13 protein-coding genes and 1 riboswitch are annotated in these 19,459 nt (G+C 69.3%); of the genes, 8 read left to right on the top strand and 5 right to left on the bottom strand.

The features are described 5' to 3' along the window. Position 1: 1 nt before the first annotated feature. Both ACWGKS_RS21710 and ACWGKS_RS21705 read left to right on the top strand, forming a co-directional pair. On the top strand, positions 2-1,699 hold the full coding sequence (locus ACWGKS_RS21710; protein WP_452523685.1) for a serine/threonine-protein kinase: 1,698 nt from the start codon (positions 2-4) through the stop codon (positions 1,697-1,699). Then, positions 1,696-3,261 carry a serine/threonine-protein kinase gene (locus ACWGKS_RS21705; RefSeq protein WP_452523683.1) on the top strand — a complete coding sequence of 522 codons (1,566 nt, stop codon included), beginning with the start codon at positions 1,696-1,698 and terminating at the stop codon, positions 3,259-3,261. Before ACWGKS_RS21710 ends, ACWGKS_RS21705 begins: the two co-directional genes overlap by 4 nt. Here ACWGKS_RS21705 and ACWGKS_RS21700 read toward each other — a convergent pair. Beyond that, positions 3,258-4,664, bottom strand: a complete 1,407-nt coding sequence (locus ACWGKS_RS21700; RefSeq protein WP_358514440.1) for a short-chain fatty acyl-CoA regulator family protein — start codon at positions 4,662-4,664, stop codon at positions 3,258-3,260. The two genes, ACWGKS_RS21705 and ACWGKS_RS21700, sit on opposite strands and share 4 nt — an antisense overlap. Before the next feature lie 1,103 nt (positions 4,665-5,767). Between ACWGKS_RS21700 and ACWGKS_RS21695 the strand changes: the two genes are divergently transcribed. The 6 genes from ACWGKS_RS21695 (at position 5,768) to ACWGKS_RS21670 (ending at position 14,255) form a co-directional block, all read left to right on the top strand. After that, complete coding sequence (locus ACWGKS_RS21695; protein WP_452523680.1) at positions 5,768-7,135, top strand: DUF222 domain-containing protein; 1,368 nt, start codon at positions 5,768-5,770, stop codon at positions 7,133-7,135. A gap of 1,063 nt (positions 7,136-8,198) precedes the next feature. Continuing rightward, positions 8,199-9,707 (top strand): MmgE/PrpD family protein, encoded by a 1,509-nt coding sequence (locus ACWGKS_RS21690; protein WP_358507076.1) that lies wholly within the window; start codon positions 8,199-8,201, stop codon positions 9,705-9,707. Further along, positions 9,707-10,600: a methylisocitrate lyase gene (gene prpB / locus ACWGKS_RS21685; RefSeq protein WP_358507078.1), complete on the top strand. Its 894-nt coding sequence runs from the start codon at positions 9,707-9,709 to the stop codon at positions 10,598-10,600. The genes ACWGKS_RS21690 and prpB overlap by 1 nt, the downstream gene beginning before the upstream one ends. A gap of 15 nt (positions 10,601-10,615) precedes the next feature. Beyond that, a complete protein-coding gene (locus tag ACWGKS_RS21680) occupies positions 10,616-11,752 on the top strand; it encodes a bifunctional 2-methylcitrate synthase/citrate synthase (protein WP_358507080.1) in 1,137 nt (378 codons plus the stop codon). A gap of 160 nt (positions 11,753-11,912) precedes the next feature. Then, complete coding sequence (locus ACWGKS_RS21675) at positions 11,913-12,938, top strand: methyltransferase (protein ID WP_358507082.1); 1,026 nt, start codon at positions 11,913-11,915, stop codon at positions 12,936-12,938. Between the two features lie 141 nt (positions 12,939-13,079). Continuing rightward, the gene (locus ACWGKS_RS21670; protein WP_358507084.1) at positions 13,080-14,255 is read left to right on the top strand and encodes a beta-1,3-glucanase family protein; all 1,176 of its coding nucleotides are present in this window, start codon (positions 13,080-13,082) and stop codon (positions 14,253-14,255) included. A gap of 74 nt (positions 14,256-14,329) precedes the next feature. Here ACWGKS_RS21670 and mmsB read toward each other — a convergent pair whose 3' ends face one another. From mmsB to ACWGKS_RS21650, 4 genes are all read right to left on the bottom strand, one after another. Beyond that, positions 14,330-15,247, bottom strand: a complete 918-nt coding sequence (gene mmsB / locus ACWGKS_RS21665; RefSeq protein ID WP_358507086.1) for a 3-hydroxyisobutyrate dehydrogenase — start codon at positions 15,245-15,247, stop codon at positions 14,330-14,332. After that, entirely contained in the window at positions 15,244-16,320 is a 1,077-nt protein-coding gene (locus ACWGKS_RS21660; RefSeq protein WP_358507088.1) for an enoyl-CoA hydratase/isomerase family protein, read from the bottom strand. Before ACWGKS_RS21660 ends, mmsB begins: the two co-directional genes overlap by 4 nt. After that, positions 16,320-17,462: an acyl-CoA dehydrogenase family protein gene (locus ACWGKS_RS21655; protein ID WP_358507090.1), complete on the bottom strand. Its 1,143-nt coding sequence runs from the start codon at positions 17,460-17,462 to the stop codon at positions 16,320-16,322. The genes ACWGKS_RS21660 and ACWGKS_RS21655 overlap by 1 nt, the downstream gene beginning before the upstream one ends. Beyond that, positions 17,459-18,958 carry a CoA-acylating methylmalonate-semialdehyde dehydrogenase gene (locus tag ACWGKS_RS21650; RefSeq protein ID WP_358507091.1) on the bottom strand — a complete coding sequence of 500 codons (1,500 nt, stop codon included), beginning with the start codon at positions 18,956-18,958 and terminating at the stop codon, positions 17,459-17,461. Before ACWGKS_RS21650 ends, ACWGKS_RS21655 begins: the two co-directional genes overlap by 4 nt. Next, positions 18,956-19,106, bottom strand: a riboswitch (adenosylcobalamin (AdoCbl) riboswitch). (Overlaps the previous gene by 3 nt.) Positions 19,107-19,459 lie beyond the last annotated feature (353 nt).

Genomic DNA, 19,459 nt, shown 5'->3' with positions numbered 1-19,459 from the left:
CGTGACCGCCGACCTTCCGTCCTTTCCTCCCCTGAAGCCCCGCGATCCCGTCGAGATCGGCGGGTACCGGACCGTGGGTCGCCTCGGCGCCGGCGGCATGGGCGCCGTGTACGCCGCTCGGTCCCCCGCCGGTGAGTTGGTCGCCGTCAAGCTCGTCCACGGTGACCTGGCCATCGATCCCGAGTTCCGGGCGCGGTTCCGACGTGAGGCCGACCTGGTCGGTCGGGTCGTCGGCCCGTGCGTGCCGAGGTTCCTGGCCCAGGACACCGCCGCGGACCAACCCTGGTTGGCCACCGAGTACGTGTCGGGGCCGACCCTGCGTCAGCACGTCCGCGAACACGGTCCCCTCATGGGGACGTCCCTGCACGCCTTCGCGACCGGTGTCGCCGAGGCGTTGCGGGCCATCCACACCGCCGGGATCGTGCACCGCGACCTCAAACCGGGCAACGTCATCCTCGCGCCCGACGGACCCAAGGTGCTGGACTTCGGCATCGCCCGGGCCATCGACGAAACCGCCATCACCCGCACCGGTGGGCTGTTCGGCACACCGGGTTGGGTGGCCCCCGAACTCCTCAAGGGCGGCCCGCCATCGGTCGCCGCGGACGTCTTCGCGTGGGGTGGGTTGGTCGCCTACGCGGCCACCGGGCGTTCCCCCTTCGGGACGGGGTCGGCCGAGACGATGGCGGTGCGGGTACTGGACGGGAAACCGGACCTGGCGGGAATCCCGGACTCGCTGATGCCCTTGGTTCGGGCCGCGACCGGGGGTGATCCCGCCCGGCGGCCGACCGTGGAGCAGGCGCTCGCGGAGCTGCTCGGCGCGGACCGGGCCACGATCGTCGGTCCGGGACCGGAGGCCACCGAACTCGTCACCCGGGTGCTGCGGCAGGGGTGGGAGGCGCCGCCCCCGCCCACCGTGTTCACCGGGGATCCGGCCCCGCGCCGGCGTCCGAGACGGCGTCGGCCCCGGCTCCTGGTGGGGGCCGCCGTGTCCGCGCTGGTGTTGGTGGCGTCGGTCGCGTGGGTGGCGGGTGATCGGTTCGCACAGGAGCCGGTGGAGACGGACGTGGGGGCCGGTGGAGGGGCCGGTGGAGGATCCACCGAAGAAGTCGGCGACGGGGCCGGCGAACAGGTGGCGGTGGAGATCGCCTCGAACGGTCTGTTCATGGTGCACTCCGATCCCGACGGGACCCTCGACCTCACCCCCGGCTTCGACGGGGCCGGTTCCGCCCTGCCGAAGGGGGTGGACCGGGCGGAGTTCGTGGTGGCGAGCGTCGACGTCAACACCGTGTACGCCGACGTCCAAGAACAGAGCGGCATCCGGGTGTTCGGTGAACTGGAGTACCTGGCGGACGAGGGCGAGTTCACCCTGCGGGCCGGCGACTTCGTCCTCCTCGAAGTGGGCGACGAGTGGGCTCCGCTGCCGGATGACCCCACCGCCGACGGACGTCCCGCGCACACCGCCCCTGGTGAAGAAGTGGTCGCCACGGTCTCCGCGGACGCGCCGAACGCGGAGTTCGCGGTGGACTTCGCCGACGCCCCGCAGAGCGGGCTGCTGACCTACCTGCCGGCCGCGAACGTCGTCGGCGGTACGGCCGAGGTGGCCGGTGTCTACACCTGCTACATGAACTGGCATCCCTATCCCCCGGTCGACATGACCGATGTGGAGTACGTGCCCTGTCCCGCGGAGCGACCCGAATGAGCGGCCACACGACCACGGGTTTCTCCCCGTTGCGCCCCGACGACCCGGAGACCGTCGGCGGCATGCGCGTCGTCGGACGGATCGGTACCGGCGGTATGGGCACCGTCTACGCCGGGATCGGGCGGCGGGGCCGGTACACGGCGATCAAGGTCATCCGCGAGGAACTGACCGAGGACCCCGGACTGCGCGAACGGTTCACCCGAGAGATCCGACTGCTCGGGCAGGTCGAGAGTCGGTGCGTACCGGCGCTGCTCGGGTCCGGTCGGGACGGTGGCGTGCCGTGGCTGGTCACCGAGTTCGTGCCCGGGTTGTCGCTCTCCGCCCATGTGCGAGAACACGGACCGCTGCCGCCGAACCTGCTGCGCGGGTTGGCCGGTGGTGTGGCGGAGGCCCTGGTCGCCGCGCACACCGCGGGGATCGTGCACCGCGACCTCAAACCGGGCAACGTCATCCTGGCACCCGATGGGCCCAAGGTGCTGGACTTCGGCATCGCACGGGCCATCGACGAGACGGCCCTGACCCGTACCGGTGGGCTCGTGGGCACACCCGGATGGATCGCCCCGGAGGTGCTTCGGGGAGCGGCGGCCACGCCCGCCGCCGACCTGTTCGGTTGGGGTGCCTTGATGGCCTTCGCCGCGACCGGCCGGCCGCCCTTCGGCGCGGGTTCCACCGATTCCCTGGCACACCGGGTCCTGGACCGGGCGCCCGACCTGGCGGGTGTCCCGGAGGCGCTGTGGCCCCTGGTGACGGCCGCCCTGGACAAGGACCCCGCGCGCAGGCCCACGGCGGCGTGGCTCGCGGCGACACTGACCGGCCACCCTGGTGGGGATGGGCTTTCGGACGCGGTGGGCGCGCTGCTGGACCGGGAATGGGCGGGGGTGGCCGCCGAGCCGCCGGTTCCCCCCACGGGTGGAGGTCGAAAGGTCTTACCGGCCGTGGGCGCGGCCGTGCTCGTGCTCGGCGTGGCGGGCGGTGGGCTCCTGGCCGCCCGAGCCCTCACCGATGAGGGAAGCGAAGTCGCGGCGGGGAACGAGGCCGCAGAAGGGACCGAGGCCGTGGAAGGGACCGAGGCCGTGGAAGGGACCGAGGGCGGCGGCGAGGGGGCGTCCGAGGAACCCGAGTGGGACCCGCCCGCGCCGACCCCCTTCGGCGCCAACGCGGAATGGGAGGCCCAGACGTTCGTCTCCCCCGACGGGTACACGACCTTCCAGGCGACACCGGACCGGTTCGAGACACTCACCTATGTGTCGGTGACCTCGGTGGAGGACGTCGCCGAGGGAGTCCGGTTCTCGGTGCGCGTGCTCAACCTGGTGGAGGGGCACGACGTTCCCTCGATGCTCACCGTCACCACTCCGCAGGCTCCACTCGCGCCGCTGGAGTCACCCGGGCCGGTGGGGATCGGCGACGAACTCGACCTGACCTTCCCCGACGCACCCGACCAGGGACAACTCACCTTCTCCGACGCCGACCACGTTCCCGGGGTGTCCGGATTCCCGCCGATCAGCCTCTGCTACGACGCCTCGGCCGGCGCCCTATCGCCCGACGCGCGGGACTGCGCCTAGGGTTCGGCGACCGGATACGGGGAGACGGTGCCGGCGTTCTCGTTGACCAGCAGCGCCCGGCCCGCCGGCGGGAAGGCCCGCTGTGGGCAGGCGGGGCGTTCGCAGACCTTGCAGCCCAGGCCGATCGGGGTGGCGGCCGATGGGTCCTCCAGGTTCAGGCCGGTGGAATAGACGAGACGGTGGGCGTGGCGCAGCTCGCAGCCCAGGCCCACCGCGAAGGTCTTGCCGGGTGCGCCGTAACCGCCATAACCCCGGGTGACGGTACGCGCGACCCAGAAGTAGGTGCGTCCGTCGGGCATCTGCGCGATCTGCCTCTGGATGACACCCGGGGCGGAGAACGCGGCGTAGACGTTCCACAACGGGCACGTGCCGCCCGAGCGGGAGAAGTGGAAGCCGGTGGCGGACTGACGCTTGGACATGTTGCCGGCGCGGTCCACCCGGACGAACGAGAACGGGACGCCCTTCAGGCCGGGGCGCTGCAACGTGGACAGGCGGTGGCAGACCGTCTCGAAGCCCACCCCGAACCGGTCGGCGAGCAGCTCGACGTCGTAGCGTTCCTGTTCGGCGGTCATCCGAAAGTCCCTGTAGGGCAGGATGAACGCGCCCGCGAAGTAGTTGGCCAGCCCGATCCGTGCCAGCCGGACCGCCTGTTCGGTGGTGAGTTCCTCGCCGCGGGCGAGTTCGTCCAACAGGTCGCCGTGCTCCAGGAAGGCGAGCTGGGTGCCGAGCTGGAAGGCCCGCTGGCCGGGGCGCAGGTGCCCCGCCAGTGACAACACGCGTCGTTCGGGGTCGAACGTCCGGTTCTTGGACGATTGATCGACGGTCTCCACCCTGACCCCGTGCCGTTCGGCCAGGAGCCGGGTGAGGACCAGGTGCGCTTTGCCCGGTTCGGCGCCTTCCCGGTGGGCCAGGTCCTCGGCGAGCTCGTCCAGTTCGCCGATGTAGTTGTGGCGTTCGTAGAAGAAGTCCCGGACCTGTTCGTAGGCCATGGGAGCCACGGATGTGGCGCCCCCGTCCCTGCCCTCCGCCAGCGCGGCGGCCTGACCGGCGACGTCCCGGTAGCGACGGTGCAGATCCACGAGGGCTCGGGCGACCGAGGGCATGGCGGAGGCGAGTTCGTCGAGTTCCTCCGTGCCCACCTGGTCCCCGGTGGGCACGTCGGTGAGGGCTTCGCGGAGTTCGGCGATCAGACGCGAGGTGTCGCCGGTCGCGAAAAAGCTCGGGTCCACCCCGAAGGCTTCGGTGATGCGGAGGAGGACGGGCACGCTGAGCGGACGCTGGTTGTGCTCCATCTGGTTGAGGTAACCGGCGGAGATGCCCAGCTCACGGGCGAGTTCGGCCTGTTTGAGCGAGTGTTCCTGCCGCAACCTGCGCAGCCGCGGCCCCGCGAAGACCTTGCGCACGGCGATCGCCCCCTTCCATCCCCGCCAGACTAACCCGAAGGTGTCTCACCAGGTGTTAGCAGGCTTAGCTGGAACGAGAGGAAGCCTTAGCCGAACTCAGCAGGGAGTGGAATCGAGTTATCCACAGGCGAGTGGGAGTGGGATAGCGGTTGGTGGGCGGATTGGTGTCTTCTTGTATTGGGGGAGCCTTTGGTTCCGCCGGCTCTGTGCTGCCTGAAGGTGGGGTCAAAGGAGGGGGAGGGGAGGGGGAGGAGGGGAGGTGGGAGATGGGAGGTGGGAGATGGGAGGTGGGGTTCAGGTGGCTAATGCTGCGGGAGAAAGCTTCCGAGAGACCTACGTTGCTTGCGTGAGTGCATGGGGCGCCGGAGATCTCTGGTCTTTGAATTGTTGGGCGTTACTCGGGTGGCTGGTGGGGCGCCTGGAGTGGGGAGTCTTGGGGTTGTAGGGCGTTGTGTGGGGCGGGTTGGTGGGGCGCCTCGGGTCGAGGTCCTACCGGTTGTTGGGCGGGGCGGGGGTGGGTTCTCCCTCCTTCCCCGCCGCGTGATTGTTGCCGCCCGCACCGTACGCGTCAAGGCAATGTTGAGTGCTGTAGCGATCGGGCTGGTGGCCTTGACCCGTACGGCACGGGCGGCGGTTTGGCGGCTATCGGGGAAGGGGGGAGAGTGGTTGAGGTCCCAACGGCCCCGGGCTTCGCCCGGTCCGGCCGTAGCCGGCCGGATTCCTTCCCCCGTCTGGCTTTCTCGTGGGGCGCGTCGCCACTACGTGACCGGCCCGGTCACGAAGAGCCCGCTACAGGCCAGGCACGGGGCCGGGCGCGTCCCCGCGGTAGCCGGCACCGGCGCCCCTTTGGCGATGATCTTGCTCCTAGCGCCCATTTGGGCGCCCAACATGGCGCTACGGACAAGATCGTTTCCATTCAGAGCCCCTTCCCTCGAATTCGCTAGGAGCATCTCCGCGATAGACGGATCCGACCATAGCGAAAAGGGGTTGCGGGCAACCCGAAACAGAGGCTCTCACATAGCAGGAATGCCGGCCCCAGAATTCGGTTAATAAACTCGCGGGTAGGCCTGCCGTTCTTGGGGGTGTTCGCATATAATCAGAGTATGAGCTTTCCTCCCCACGCGCCGCGCCCGACCGGGGACACTCCGGTCGATAAGGCGATGGCGGGTGCGCGGGAGATGGCGGTGGAATTCTCCGGACGGGATATCCCGTTCGGGTGTGAAGCCGATGTGCTCGCCCAGTTCGGCCGACTCAACCAGGAAACAGACCGCATCCGCTACGGGATACTGCCCGCCCTGGCCCGCATGGAGACCACCGGCGCCCTGTTGGAAGAGGGTGGCCAGCGCAGCATCCAAGCGTGGATCACCCACCAGTGGGGCACCTCCCCGGCCGAGGCCAAGAGCTTTGCCATCCTCGCCCGGGCGTTGTACAAGCAGCAGTTGCCCTTGGTGAAAGAAGCCTTCCAGAACAAGGCCCTTTCGTTGGGTGAAGCGTGCGCCATCGCGACCTCCACCGAAAAAGCCACCACCGAGTGGGCCAAGGTCCTCGAAACGGCGGATGAGGAATTCCGTGCCCAGCGCCCTTCGGTGGAGGGGTTTCGGGCCCGGTTGGAATTCGGGCTGATCGGCTTCAAGGCCGAGTGCCCGCAGGCTTCGGTGCGCCAGTTGCGGGACGCGGCGAAATGGTTCGTGGCCCGCCTGGACCCGGATAAGGCCGACCGGGACTACGACGAAACGTTCGAGAACCGGGGCGCCCAATTCTCACCCACGTTCGAGTCCGGGTTTTTGCTGCGGATGTGGGGGCCTGGGGCCGACCACGAGCTCATCCAGGCCGCCCTAGAGGCCTACGCCGAACCGTACGGGCCCGAGAACGCCGCTACCCCGAAGCATCAGCGCACCTATGACGCGATGATGCGCATCTTCGAGACCGCCCTGACCCACCGGGGTTGCTCCAGCCTGAGCCGCCAACCGTTGGCCACGTTGAACATCACCGTCCCCCTCAAACGCTTCCTCGGAGACGGCACCGCAGAGCCGGCGGTGACCGAGGACGGTGTGGTCATCCCCGACCAGATGGTGGCCCGCCTGACCCCGCAGAGTTGGTTGCGCCGGTTCGTGACCGACGCCCAGGGTCGGACTCTGCTGGATGTGGGACGTAAGCAGCGGTGCGCCCCGGACCCGGTGCGCCAGGCAGCGGGGTTCAAGAAGCCCTACTGCGAGTGGCACGAAGGCTGCGACATGCCGCGTAGCTGGTCGCAGTACGACCACATCGTCCCCTTCTCCCACGGCGGAGCCACCAGCGCCGACAACATGCAGGTGCTGTGCTCGACCCATAACCGGCTCAAGCACCGGTTGCAGGCCAAGGTGAACCGGCAGATCTGGGAACACCACCACGCCCAAAACCACCAGGAAGCGGGAAAGGACAGCGGGTCCGGGGATGGTGAGGGGGAGCCAGCCCTAGCCACCGCCCCCTAACCACCACCCGCTTCTACCAGGTGGAACACCACCCCGACGAGATCACCCCCGGTTGGGTGTCAGACCCCAAGGGCCCTGTGTCCTGTGGGGATATCGGCATGTCCCCACCCTGAACCCCCGCCCGGAGTCATATCCCGGGGCCGGAGTGGCTCCCGTTGGGGGTCTCGGCGCCACTGCCACCATAGGTACCGGCCCACCGGCACCATCAACCCCGTGTTGTCTCTTCATCATGATGATCTTGTCCGTAGCGCCATGTTGGGCGCCCAACATGGCGCTACGAGCAAGATCATCAGGGAGAGAGCTTCACCAGAGCCGGCTACCGCGGGGACGCGGCCCGCCACCCGTCCCACCTGTAGCGGGCACTTCGTTACCCCACCGGTCACGTAGTGGCGACGCGCTCAACGAGGACACCAGAGGGAAGGGAAGGGATCCGGCCGGCCACGGCCGGAGTGGGCCGAAGGGCCCGCAGGGCCGTTGGGACCTCAACCACTCTCCCCCCTTCCCCGATAGCCGCCAAACCGCCGCCCGCACCGCACGGGTCAAGGCCACCAGCCCGATCGCTACAGCACACACCATCGCCTTGACGCGTACGGTGCGGGCGGCAACAATCACGCGGCGGGGAAGGAGGGAGAACCCACCCCCACCCCGCCAGGCCACCCGCAGGATCACTAGCCGAGGCGCCCCACCAACACACCCGAACAACGCCCGACAACCCCAAGACTCCCCCACCCCAGGCGCCCCATCCCTCCACCCCCACCCCACACCCGTCACTCACCCTCAACATCACTTGCCCACCCACCACCCACCCGCCCACCCGCGACACCCAAACTCGAAAACACTCGTTACACAGGAACATCGGGACTCGCGGGTTCTGCTGGCTTAGCGGTCTCTGTGGTCTCTGCACACCCTGCACGCCCTACACACCCCGCACGCTCTGCGAACTTGGCGAACTTAGCGGAATCACCCTTCTCCCTTAGCCGAACTCAGCAGCTTTAGGGCCTTCCACCTGCCCTTTCACCCATGCCAATCTCGGCTGCACAACAACCGCGTCGAGGGGATGAACATGGTGCAGCACCACGTCCGGGTCCACCGGAGCTCCGAGGGGCCCGCCAAGGAGGATCAGCTGGCCCACCGGATCGCGTCCGTGGCGACCGACCCGGTCAAGGTCGAACCCGCCGTGGTGGAGATGGTCGGTAACCGGATCATCGACAACGCCGCCGTGGCCGCGGCCTCCCTGCGCCGACGCCCCGTCCGCAGCGCGCGGGCGCAGGCCACCCGGCATCCGCTGGACCCGGGTGCCTCGATCATGGGCACCCCGACCTCCACCCGGGTCTCACCGGAGTGGGCGGCCTGGGCGAACGGGGTCGCGGTTCGCGAACTGGACTTCCACGACACGTTCCTGGCCTCCGACTACTCGCACCCCGGCGACAACATCCCGCCGATCCTGGCCGTGGCCCAGCACCTGGGCAAGGACGGCCGCTCCCTGGTCCGGGGCATCGCCACCGGCTACGAGATCCAGGTGGCGCTGGTCAAGGGCATCTGCCTGCACGAGCACAAGATCGACCACATCGCCCACCTGGGCCCGTCGGCCGCCGCGGGCATCGGCACGCTGCTGGAACTGGACACCGAGATCGTCTATCAGGCGGTCCAGCAGGCCCTGCACGTCACCACCACCACGCGTCAGTCCCGCAAGGGCGAGATCTCCAGTTGGAAGGCCTACGCGCCCGCGTTCGCCGGGAAGATGGCCGTGGAGTCCGTGGACCGGGCGATGCGCGGAGAGGGCGCTCCCTCACCCGCGTACGAGGGCGAGGACGGCTTCATCGCCTACCTGCTCGGCGGTCCCGACATCGAGTACGTCGTGGAACTTCCCGCTCCGGGCGAGGCCAAGCGCGGCATCCTGGAGACCTACACCAAGGAGCACTCCGCCGAGTACCAGAGCCAGGCCCTCATCGACCTGGCCCGCCGGCTCGGCCCGAGGGTCGGCGACACCTCGAAGGTCCGCGCGATCACCATCCACACCAGCCACCACACGCACTACGTGATCGGCACCGGCTCGGGCGACCCGCAGAAGATGGACCCGCGGGCGAGTCGGGAGACCCTCGACCACTCCATTCCCTACATCTTCGCCGTGGCCTTGCAGGACGGCGAGTGGCACCACGAGCGCTCCTACGCCCCCGAGCGGGCGCAGCGCCCCGACACCGTCGAGCTGTGGCACAAGATCTCCACGGTCGAGGACCCGGAGTGGACCGAGCGTTACCACGCCACCGACCCGAGCAAGAAGGCCTTCGGCGGCCGGGTGGTCGTGGAGATGGCGGACGGAACCGTCATCGAGGACGAGATCGCCATGGCCGACGCCCACCCGCTGGGCGCCCGTCCCTTCACCCGCCCGGACTACGTCGCCAAGTTCCGCGCGTTGGCGGACGGCGTGGTCTCCCTTGAGGAACAGGATCGTTTCCTGGGGCTGGTGGAGCGACTCCCCGAGCTCACCGCCGAGGAGGTCCGTCAGTTGTCCTTCACCGAGGACGCGGCCACCGTTCCGCGCGACCTGCCGACCTCGAAGGGGATCTTCTGATGTTGAACGCCACCGCCACACCGAACGCCAAGCGCCGCCGCCTGCGCGAGGACTTGGCCTCGGGCCGGTTGCTTCGGGTCCCCGGTGCGATGAACCCGCTCACCGCGGTCCTCGTCCAGGAGCTCGGCTTCGACGCCACGTACGTGTCGGGCGCGGTGATCGCCGCCGACCTGGCCCTGCCCGACATCGGCCTGACCACCCTGTCCGAGGTCGCCGGTCGCGGGCACCAGATCGCCCGGGTCACCGACCTGCCCACGATCATCGACGCCGACACCGGTTTCGGTGAGCCGATGAACGCGGCTCGCACCGTCCAGTCCCTGGAGGACGCGGGGATCGCCGGCTGCCATCTGGAAGACCAGGTCAACCCCAAGCGCTGCGGCCATCTAGACGGCAAGACCGTCACCGATACCGACACCATGGTCCGTCGGATCCGCGCCGCCGTCAGCGCCCGTCGCGACGGGGACTTCGTGATCTGCGCCCGCACCGACGCCGCGGGTGTGGAGGGCTTGGACGCCGCCATCGAACGCGCCAAGGCCTACGTGGACGCGGGCGCCGACATGGTCTTCCCCGAGGCGATGCGCGGGCCGGCCGACTTCGAGGCGTTCCGCAAGGCCGTGGACGTTCCGCTGCTGGCCAACATGACCGAGTTCGGCAAGAGCGAGCTGCTCACCGCCGAACAGCTCGAATCGCTCGGGTTGAACCTGGTGATCTATCCGGTCACGACGTTGCGTCTGGCCATGGGCGCCGTCGAGGACGGGCTGCGCACCATCCGCGACGAGGGTACCCAGGCGGGTCTCGTCGACCGGATGCAGACCCGCAAGCGCCTCTACGAGCTGCTCGACTACCCCTCCTACAACGCCTTCGACGGCGACGTCTTCAACTTCACGATCTGAACGGATGTGGTGAGCATGACCGACACGGCGATTCGCAAGGGACTGGCCGGGGTGGTGGTCGACACCACCGAGATCTCCATGGTCGACGAGGCCTCCAACTCGTTGACCTATCGGGGGTACCCGGTGCAGGATCTGGCCGACTCGTGCACCTTCGAGGAGGTCGCCCACCTGCTCTGGTACGGGGAGCTGCCCACGGCCGGGCAGCTGCGCGAGTTCACCGCGCGTGAGCGCGCCAACCGCGCCCTGGACCGGCACACGCTGGAGCTGCTGCGGAAGCTGCCCGAGACCGCACACCCCATGGACGTGCTGCGCACCGCCATCAGCTACCTGGGCGCGGACGACCCCACGGAGGACGACGGCTCGGTCGCCGCCAACCGGGTCAAGGCCGAGACGATGCTGGCCAAGCTGCCCACGGTCGTGGCCGCCGACCATCGACGACGCCGGGGTCTGGAGCCGATCCAGCCGGATGCGGGGCTGGGCTACGCGGAGAACTTCTTCCACATGTGCTTCGGGAAGGTGCCCGAGGCCGAGGTGGTGCGCTGCTTCGAGGTCTCGATGATCCTCTACGCCGAGCACAGCTTCAACGCCTCCACGTTCACCGCCCGGGTGGTGACGTCGACGCTGTCGGACATCTACAGTTCGGTGACGGCGGCGATCGGCGCGTTGAAGGGGTCCCTGCACGGGGGTGCCAACGAGGCCGTCATGCACATGCTCGACGAGATCGGTTCCGCGGACCGCGCCGCCGACTGGCTCGACACCGCCTTGGCCGAGAAGCGCAAGATCATGGGTTTCGGGCACCGCGTGTACAAGCACGGGGATTCCCGGGTTCCCACCATGCGCGACGCACTGGACAAGATGGCCGCGCTCAAGGGTGCCGACGAGCTCATGGAGCTGTACGAGGCCCTGGAGAAGGCGATGGTGGAACGCAAGGGCATCCATCCGAACCTGGACTATCCGGCGGGCCCGGCCTACCACCTGATGGGCTTCGAGGTCCCGACCTTCACGCCGCTGTTCGTGATGGCCCGGATCACCGGGTGGACGGCGCACGTCCTGGAGCAACAGGCGGCGAACGCGCTCATCCGTCCGCTGAGCAGCTACACGGGTCGTGATCGCCGCCCGGTGCCGCTGCCCGCGCGGCGTCTCGCCGGCTGACCGACGGTGTGTGCGGGGTCGCGTACCGGGTCTCCAGGGGGGACCGTCGGGATCACGAGTATTGACCGGAAACGGTCACCCTTCGCCGGTAGTCCGCCACGGGCCGGGGCCGCCGGATAGCCTCCCCGGAGAGTCGCAGCGGCATCACGAGGAGGTACCGATGGGTGAGGGACGAGAGGGCACCGAGGCGGCGCGGGAGGCGGCCGGGCGGCTCTGGGACCTGGCCAGTCCGGTGACTCCGATGGCGATCCGGGCCGTGGCCACGCTGCGGGTCGCCGACCACCTGGCCGAGGGACCCCGCACCGCGGAGGAGCTCGGCGTGAAGGTGGGCGCCGATCCGGACGGTCTGGACCGGGTACTGCGGTACCTGGCCCGGCGGGGGCTGTTCGACCTGAAGGGCGACCGTTTCGCCCTCACCGAGGTGGGCTCGGCCCTGCGCGCGGACCACCCGTACTCGCGGCTCGGCTGGTTCGCGGGGGACGGCGCGCACGGACGGGCCGACGAGTGTCTGTCCGAGCTGGCCGAAGCACTGCGCACGGGCAGGAGCGCCTACTCACTGCACTTCGAGGGGTCGGACTTCTGGTCCGACCTGTCCGCCGATCCGGCGCGGTCCCGCTCCTTCGACGAGCTGATGGGGACCCGCATGGTGGAGAAGGCCCACACCCTGGCCGGCATGTTCGAGTGGAACGCCTTGGACCATCTGGTGGACGTCGGTGGTGGGGACGGCACCCTGCTGCGCACCCTGATGGAGCGTTTCCCTCGCCCTCGCGGGACCGTCCTGGACCTGGCCGGCCCTGCCGAGGCCGCCCGCGCGAACTTCCGTGCGGCCGGTCTGGACGGGCGGGCCGACGCGGTCCAGGGCAGCTTCTTCGATCCCCTGCCCGAGGGCGGGGACGCCTACCTGCTGTGCTGGATCCTGCACGACTGGGACGACGCTTCGGCCGTGCGGATCCTGCGCCGCTGCGCGGAGGTGACGGGGGCGGACGGTCGGGTCCTGGTCGCCGAGTACACGGGCGGGGACGAGGTGAGCGAACTCGACCTTCGTATGCTCGCCTACTTCAACGGCCGGGAGCGGGACACCTCGGCACTGGTGCACCTCGCTGAACAGGCGGGACTCGGTCTCGCGGGGAACCATGTCTCAGAAGGCGTCTCCTTGTTGGAGTTCACGAGGCGCCTGCCAACGTGATCTACGTCACACACCACCCTCGTCACCATTGGTAACGCGCACACCACCCGAACGACCGCACTCCACCCATTGACGCGCACTCACCTCCCCTGGCTCCATGGGTCCACCTCTTCAACCCGCTACTGAGGAGAAGTACGACTCATGATCAATCGCAGGCTCTTCCTGGGCGGGGCGTCGATCGCCGCCGCCACTCCCCTGCTGAGCACCGTCGGCTGCGCCGGACAGCCCCAGGCGGCCAGACCGGTCAACAACGCCTCCAATGTGGGAGCGCTCCCGGTCAGCGTGACCAACAACAGCGGTCGATACGGAGACGACGAGGTCCTCCTGTACATCGTCGGCACAGACCTGACGACCGACCAGCACTGCTGGGTCGACTCCTCCGGCACGCCCCACCCCGTCAGCCTCGACGACAACACCGACGACGGCTACACGGACTACTCGATCCCCCTGGGCGCCCTCCCCACCGACATGACGCTCCCGTACATGTCCGGCCGGATCTACCTGGCCCTGGGCGGCAAGCTCGGCATCCGCATCGTGGAGGACGGCAACGGAAACCCCGCCCTCCAGCTGCCCGCCGGCTGGGTCGAGGAGGACGACTCCTTCGACGTCCTGCACGACACCGTGGAGTTCACCCACAACGAGGACGGGATGTTCTGCAACACCTCGATGGTGGACCAGTTCAGCGTGCCGATCGGCATCCGTCTGACCGGTGACGACGACCAGAGCACCGGGTTCCTCCTGCCCGGCGGTCGCGACGCGATCTTCGAGACGCTCGCCGCCGACCCGGAATTCTCCCCGCTGGTCTTCGAGGACCGCATCATCGCTCCGGGGCACGGTCTGGACAGCGGTCACTTCCCGACCGATTACTTCGATCCCTACATCGACCAGGTGTGGTCGCACTACGCGGGCACGGACCTGAGCGTGACCACCAACGCCGGCACCTTCACCGGGCGGGTGGAGGGCGACGAGCTGCTGTTCGACGGCGGGGTCTCGCCCATCGCCAGGCCCAGCACCCGGGACGTGCTGTTCTGCGACGGCGCCCTGGCCGCCCCCAACGACGGGATCACCGGACCGGTCGCCGCCATCGTCGGTGCCGCGCTCAACCGTTCCACCCTGCTGGACTCCGCCCAGCAGCCCACGAACGACCCGGCCGAGTTCTACCTGAACGAGATCGCCAACCACTACGCCGCCGTCTTCCACGAGCACACCGAGGACGGCAAGGCGTACGGGTTCGCCTTCGACGACGTGGAGGACTTCGCGTCCTACGTCCAAGACCACGGAGCCACCGGCCTGGAGATCACCCTCACCCCGTTCTGACCAGGGACGGAACGGAAAGGAGAGGCGTCCCGCCACCCACGTCGAGTCCACGTGGGCGGCGGGGCGCCTTTCGCCTATGTCGCCGGCCGCGACCGTTCGCGCACGGTCTCCACGATGGCGGAGAAGTCCCTCGGCTCACCGTCCAAGGCGTCGGCGAAGGCACGGTAGACCTCGGCGGCCCGACCGCCGATCCGCGCGTCCACCCCGGTCTGTTCCAACGCGCTCATGGCCAGCCCCAGGTCCTTGGCCATGAGCGTGGCCGCGAACCCCGGCTCGTAGTCGTTGTTGGCCGGGCTGGTGGGCACCGGACCGGGAACCGGACAGTAGGTGGTCAGCGACCAGCACTGTCCGGACGCGGTGGACATGACGTCGTACAACGCCTGGTGGGTCAGGCCCAGACGTTCCCCCAGCACGAACGCCTCGCTCACCGCGAGCATGGACGCGCCCAGGACCATGTTGTTGCAGATCTTCGCGGCCTGGCCGCCACCGGGGCCGCCGCAGTGCACGACCCGCCCGGCCATCGCCGACAGCAACGGTTCGGCACCGGGTAGGTCCTCCGCCTCGGCCCCCACCATGAACGTGAGGGTCCCGGCCTCGGCACCGGACACGCCCCCGGAGACGGGGGCGTCCACTGCCCGATGCCCCGCCTCGACGGCGGCCGCGTTGGCCGCACGGGCGTCGGCGACGTCCACCGTGGAGCAGTCCACGAAGAGCGTGCCGGGGCGGGCGGCGGCCAGCAGCCCACCGTCGGCCCCTTCGGTGCCTCGGTAGGCGTCGAGCAGGTGGCGCCCGCCCGGCAGCATCGTGATGACCACGTCGACCCTGGACACCGCCTCGGCGGCCGATGAGGCGACCCGGACCCCGCTCCGCTCGGCACGGGTCAGGGCGTCGGGGACCAGGTCGAACCCGATCACCTCGTGCCCGGCGGCCACCAGGTTGGCGGCCATCGGGCCGCCCATGTTGCCCAGTCCCACGAAGGCGACGGCGCTCATACGCGGCCTCCGGGGTCCTTCAGACCGAGTGGACCGTCCGGCGCGGGCGCGAACGCCGACTCGACGACGGCCGCGTCGACCTCCGCCAGAGTGGCCGGGGACCACTTCGGCGAACGGTCCTTGTCGATGACCTGCGCCCGGATGCCCTCCACCAGGTCCGGCCAGGTCAGCGTGGCGCAGGAGACCCGGTACTCCTGTTCCAGGACCTCCTCCAGCGAGCCCAGGGCCCGGGCGCGGCGCAGCGCGGACAGGGTGGTCTTCACCGAGGTCGGCGACTTGCCCTCGATGGTGTCGGCCGCCTTGGCCGCCTCGGGGTCCCCGTGGGCGCGCAGCCGTTCGACGATCTCCTCGGCGGTGTCGGCGGAGTAGCAGGAGTCGATCCACGAGCGGCGGTCGGCGAGGGTGCCCGCCGGGGCGATCTCCGCGAACCGACCCACCGCCTCGGTGACCGCGCTCTGTGAGTCCGGGCCGGCGAGCGCGGCGGTCAGCTCGGGCAGCCGTTCGGAGGGCACGAAGTGGTCGGCCAGGCCGACGTACAGGGCGTCGGCGGCCCCGATCGGCGTGCCGGTCAGCGCCAGGTGGGTACCGGTCTCCCCCGGCGCCCGCGACAACAGGAAGGTGCCGCCCACGTCCGGGACGAACCCGATGGTGGTCTCCGGCATGCCCACCTTGGAGCGCTCGGTGACCACACGGACTCCGCCATGCGCGGACACCCCGACACCGCCGCCCATGACGACGCCGTCCATGAAGGCGACGTAGGGCTTGGTGTAGCGGGCGATATGGGCGTTGAGGTGGTACTCGTCCCGCCAGAAGCGGGCGGCTCCGTCGTCGCCGTCGATGGCACTGGAGCGGATGGCGCGGATGTCGCCGCCCGCGCACAGGCCGCGGTCGCCGGCGCCGTCGACGAGCACCACGGAGACGGACTCGTCCTTCTCCCAGGAGTCGAGTGTGTCGGCGAGCGTCCGGACCATGTCGTGGTCGAGGGCGTTGATGGCGCGTGGCCGGTTGAGGGTGGCGTGGGCCAGCCCCTTGTCGACGCGCAGGAGCACCGTGTCTTCAATGGCGTTGGACATCAGGCGGCCCCGGTCAGTCCGCGAGCGATGATCAGGCTCATGATCTCGTTGGTTCCTTCCAGGATTCGGTGCACCCTCAGGTCGCGCACGATCTTCTCAATTCCGTATTCGGCGAGGTAGCCGTACCCCCCGTGCAATTGGAGGGCGTGGTCGGCGACGGTGTAGCCGGCCTCCGTGGCGAACCGCTTGGCCATGGCGCACAGGTGCGCGGCGTCGGCGTCACCGGCGTCCAGGGCCGCGGCGGCCCGCCACAGTAGGGAGCGCGCGGCCTCCAGTTCGGTGGCCATCTCCGCCAACCGGAAACGCAGCGCCTGGGCGTTGATGAGGGGGACCCCGAAGGCCTCACGGTCACCCAGATAGGACACGGTGTCCTCCAGGGCTCGCCGGGCGCCGCCCAGTGAGCAGGCGGCGATGCCGAGACGGCCGCCGTTGAGGCCGTTCATGGCGATACGGAACCCGTCGCCCTCCGCGCCCAACCTCCGGTCGGCGGGCAGGCGAACCCCGTCCAAGAGGACCTGTCGGGTGGGTTGGGCGTTCCAGCCCATCTTCGCCTCGTCGGCCCCGAAGGACAGCCCGGGGTCGTCGCGGTGCACGATGAACGCGGAGACGCCGGTGGCCCCGTCGCCGCCGGTGCGGGCCATGACCACGTACACCTCGGAGGCGCCCGCCCCGGAGATGAACTGTTTGGTGCCGGACAGAACGTAGTGGTCGCCGTCGCGGACCGCCCGGGTGGTGAGGGACGCGGCGTCGGAACCGGCTTCGGGTTCGGTCAGGCAGTAGCTGCCCAGGGCCTGCATGGTGCACAGGTTCGGCAGCCACCGGACGCGCTGGGCGTCGTCGCCGTAGCGGTCGATCATCCAGGCGACCATGTTGTGGATCGACAGGTACCCGGCCACGGACGGACAGCCGGTGGCCAGCGCCTCGAAGGCGAGGACACCGTCCATCCTGGTCAAGCCGGTGCCCCCGAACTCCTCGGAGACGTAGAGACCGCCCATACCGAGTTCGGCGGCCTTGCGGAGCACGTCGACGGGAAAGTGCCTGGCCTGGTCCCACTCGACGGCGTGCGGTGCGAGGTGTTCGTCGGCGAACGCGCGGGCGGTCTCGGTGAGGGCGCGCTGTTCGTCGGTGAGGGCGGCGTTCATCGCACGACCGGAATCGTGAACTCCGCGCCCTCCTTGACCCCGGAGGGCCAACGCGAGGTGACCGTCTTGGTCCGGGTGTAGAAACGGATCGAGTCCGGTCCGTGCTGGTTGAGGTCGCCGAAGCCGGACCGCTTCCAGCCACCGAAGGTGTGGTAGGCGATCGGCACCGGGATGGGCACGTTCACGCCGACCATTCCGGTGTTCACCCGGTGCGAGAAGTCACGAGCGGTGTCCCCGTCACGGGTGAAGATGGCGACTCCGTTGCCGTACTCGTGTTCGCTGGGCAGACGCAGGGCCTCCTCGTAGTCGGCGGCGCGCACCACCGACAGCACGGGTCCGAAGATCTCCTCCTGGTGGATCCGCATGTCGGGGGTGACCCGGTCGAACAGCGACGGACCGGCGAAGAAGCCCTCCTCGTGGCCGGGCACGGTGTGGCCGCGACCGTCCACGACCAGGTCGGCACCCTCCTCCACGCCCAACGCGACGTATTCGTCGACCCGTTGGAGGGCTTCCCGCGAGACCAACGGGCCGAAGTCCGCGTCGGGGTCGTCGGAGGCACCCACCCGGAGCCCCGCGATGCGGTCCTTGAGCTTGGCGACCAGCGCGTCGGCGGTCTCCTCACCCACCGGGACCGCGACGGAGATCGCCATGCAGCGTTCACCGGCCGACCCGTATCCGGCTCCGATCAGGGCATCCGTGACCTGGTCCAGGTCGGCGTCGGGCATGACGATCATGTGGTTCTTGGCGCCGCCGAAGCACTGGGCGCGCTTACCGTGGGCGGTGGCCGTGGAGTACACGTATTGCGCGATGGGGGTGGAGCCCACGAACCCGACGGCGGCGATCCGCGGGTCGGTGAGCAGGGTGTCCACGGCCTCCTTGCCACCGTTGACCACGTTGAACACACCCGGGGGCAGCCCGGCCTCGACGAACAGTTCCGCCAACATCAACGGCACGGAGGGGTCGCGCTCGGACGGTTTGAGCACGAAGGCGTTACCGCAGGCCAGCGCGGGCGCGGCCTTCCACAGCGGGATCATGGCGGGGAAGTTGAACGGGGTGATGCCCGCGACCACGCCCAGGGGTTGGCGCAGGGAGTGCACGTCGATGCCGGTGCCGGCGTTGTCGGTGAACTCGCCCTTGGACAGGTGCGGAATGCCGGCGGCGAACTCCACCACTTCCAGGCCCCGTTGCAGGTCACCGTGGGCGTCGGCGATGGTCTTGCCGTGTTCGGCGGACAGGGCCTTGGCGATGTTCGCCCGCTCGTCCTCGACCAGTTGCAGGAAGCGGAGCAGGACCCGGGCCCTGCGCTGCGGGCTCCAGGAACCCCATTCGACCTGTGCCCGCTCGGCGTCGGTGATGATCTGCTCGGTCTCGGTCCGGTCCGCGAGCGGCACCCGCGCCTGGACCCTTCCGGTGTTGGGATCGTAGACGTCGCCGAAGACGCCCGACCGGCCGTGGACCTTCTCGCCCTGCACGAAATGCGTCAGCTCGCTGACCATACGTGTTCGCTCCATCCTCGTGGATCACACGGTTCCTTGGCCGCGGGCGGTGACCTGACTTCCGAGGAGTTCCCCCGGTCACAGTGGCGGGACCGCGCCGGACTCGCACCGGCTTCCCCGCTCCGCGGTGGGGCCACCATATAGTTGGACGTCCTAATAAATCCAGACCCCTCGACCCGGTACTTGGTGTCACCCCACTCGCGCCCGGTAGGCTCTGCGACTTGTGACCGCCAAGGACGACACCCCCGCCGGCAGACCCCTCGCCCTCACCCCCGCGTGGCGCACCGCCCGCGCCGACCTGCACGTTCTCCTGGTGATCCACAGCCTCACCGCCGCCACCCGCATCGCCGACGTGCTTCCGGCCCTGTACGACCCGCGCGTGCAGCTCTACTGCACCCGGACCACCGGCGGTGTCTTCGCCAACGGTCTCGACGAATACCTCCGAGAAACGCAGATCCGGCACATCTCCTGGGAAAAGGCGAAGGAAACGGAATTCGATCT

The sequence above is a fragment of the Nocardiopsis sp. NPDC055879 genome (assembly GCF_053615935.1).
Note: the sequence above shows the minus strand (reverse complement) of the source record. Positions and strands in the feature narration are given on the sequence as shown.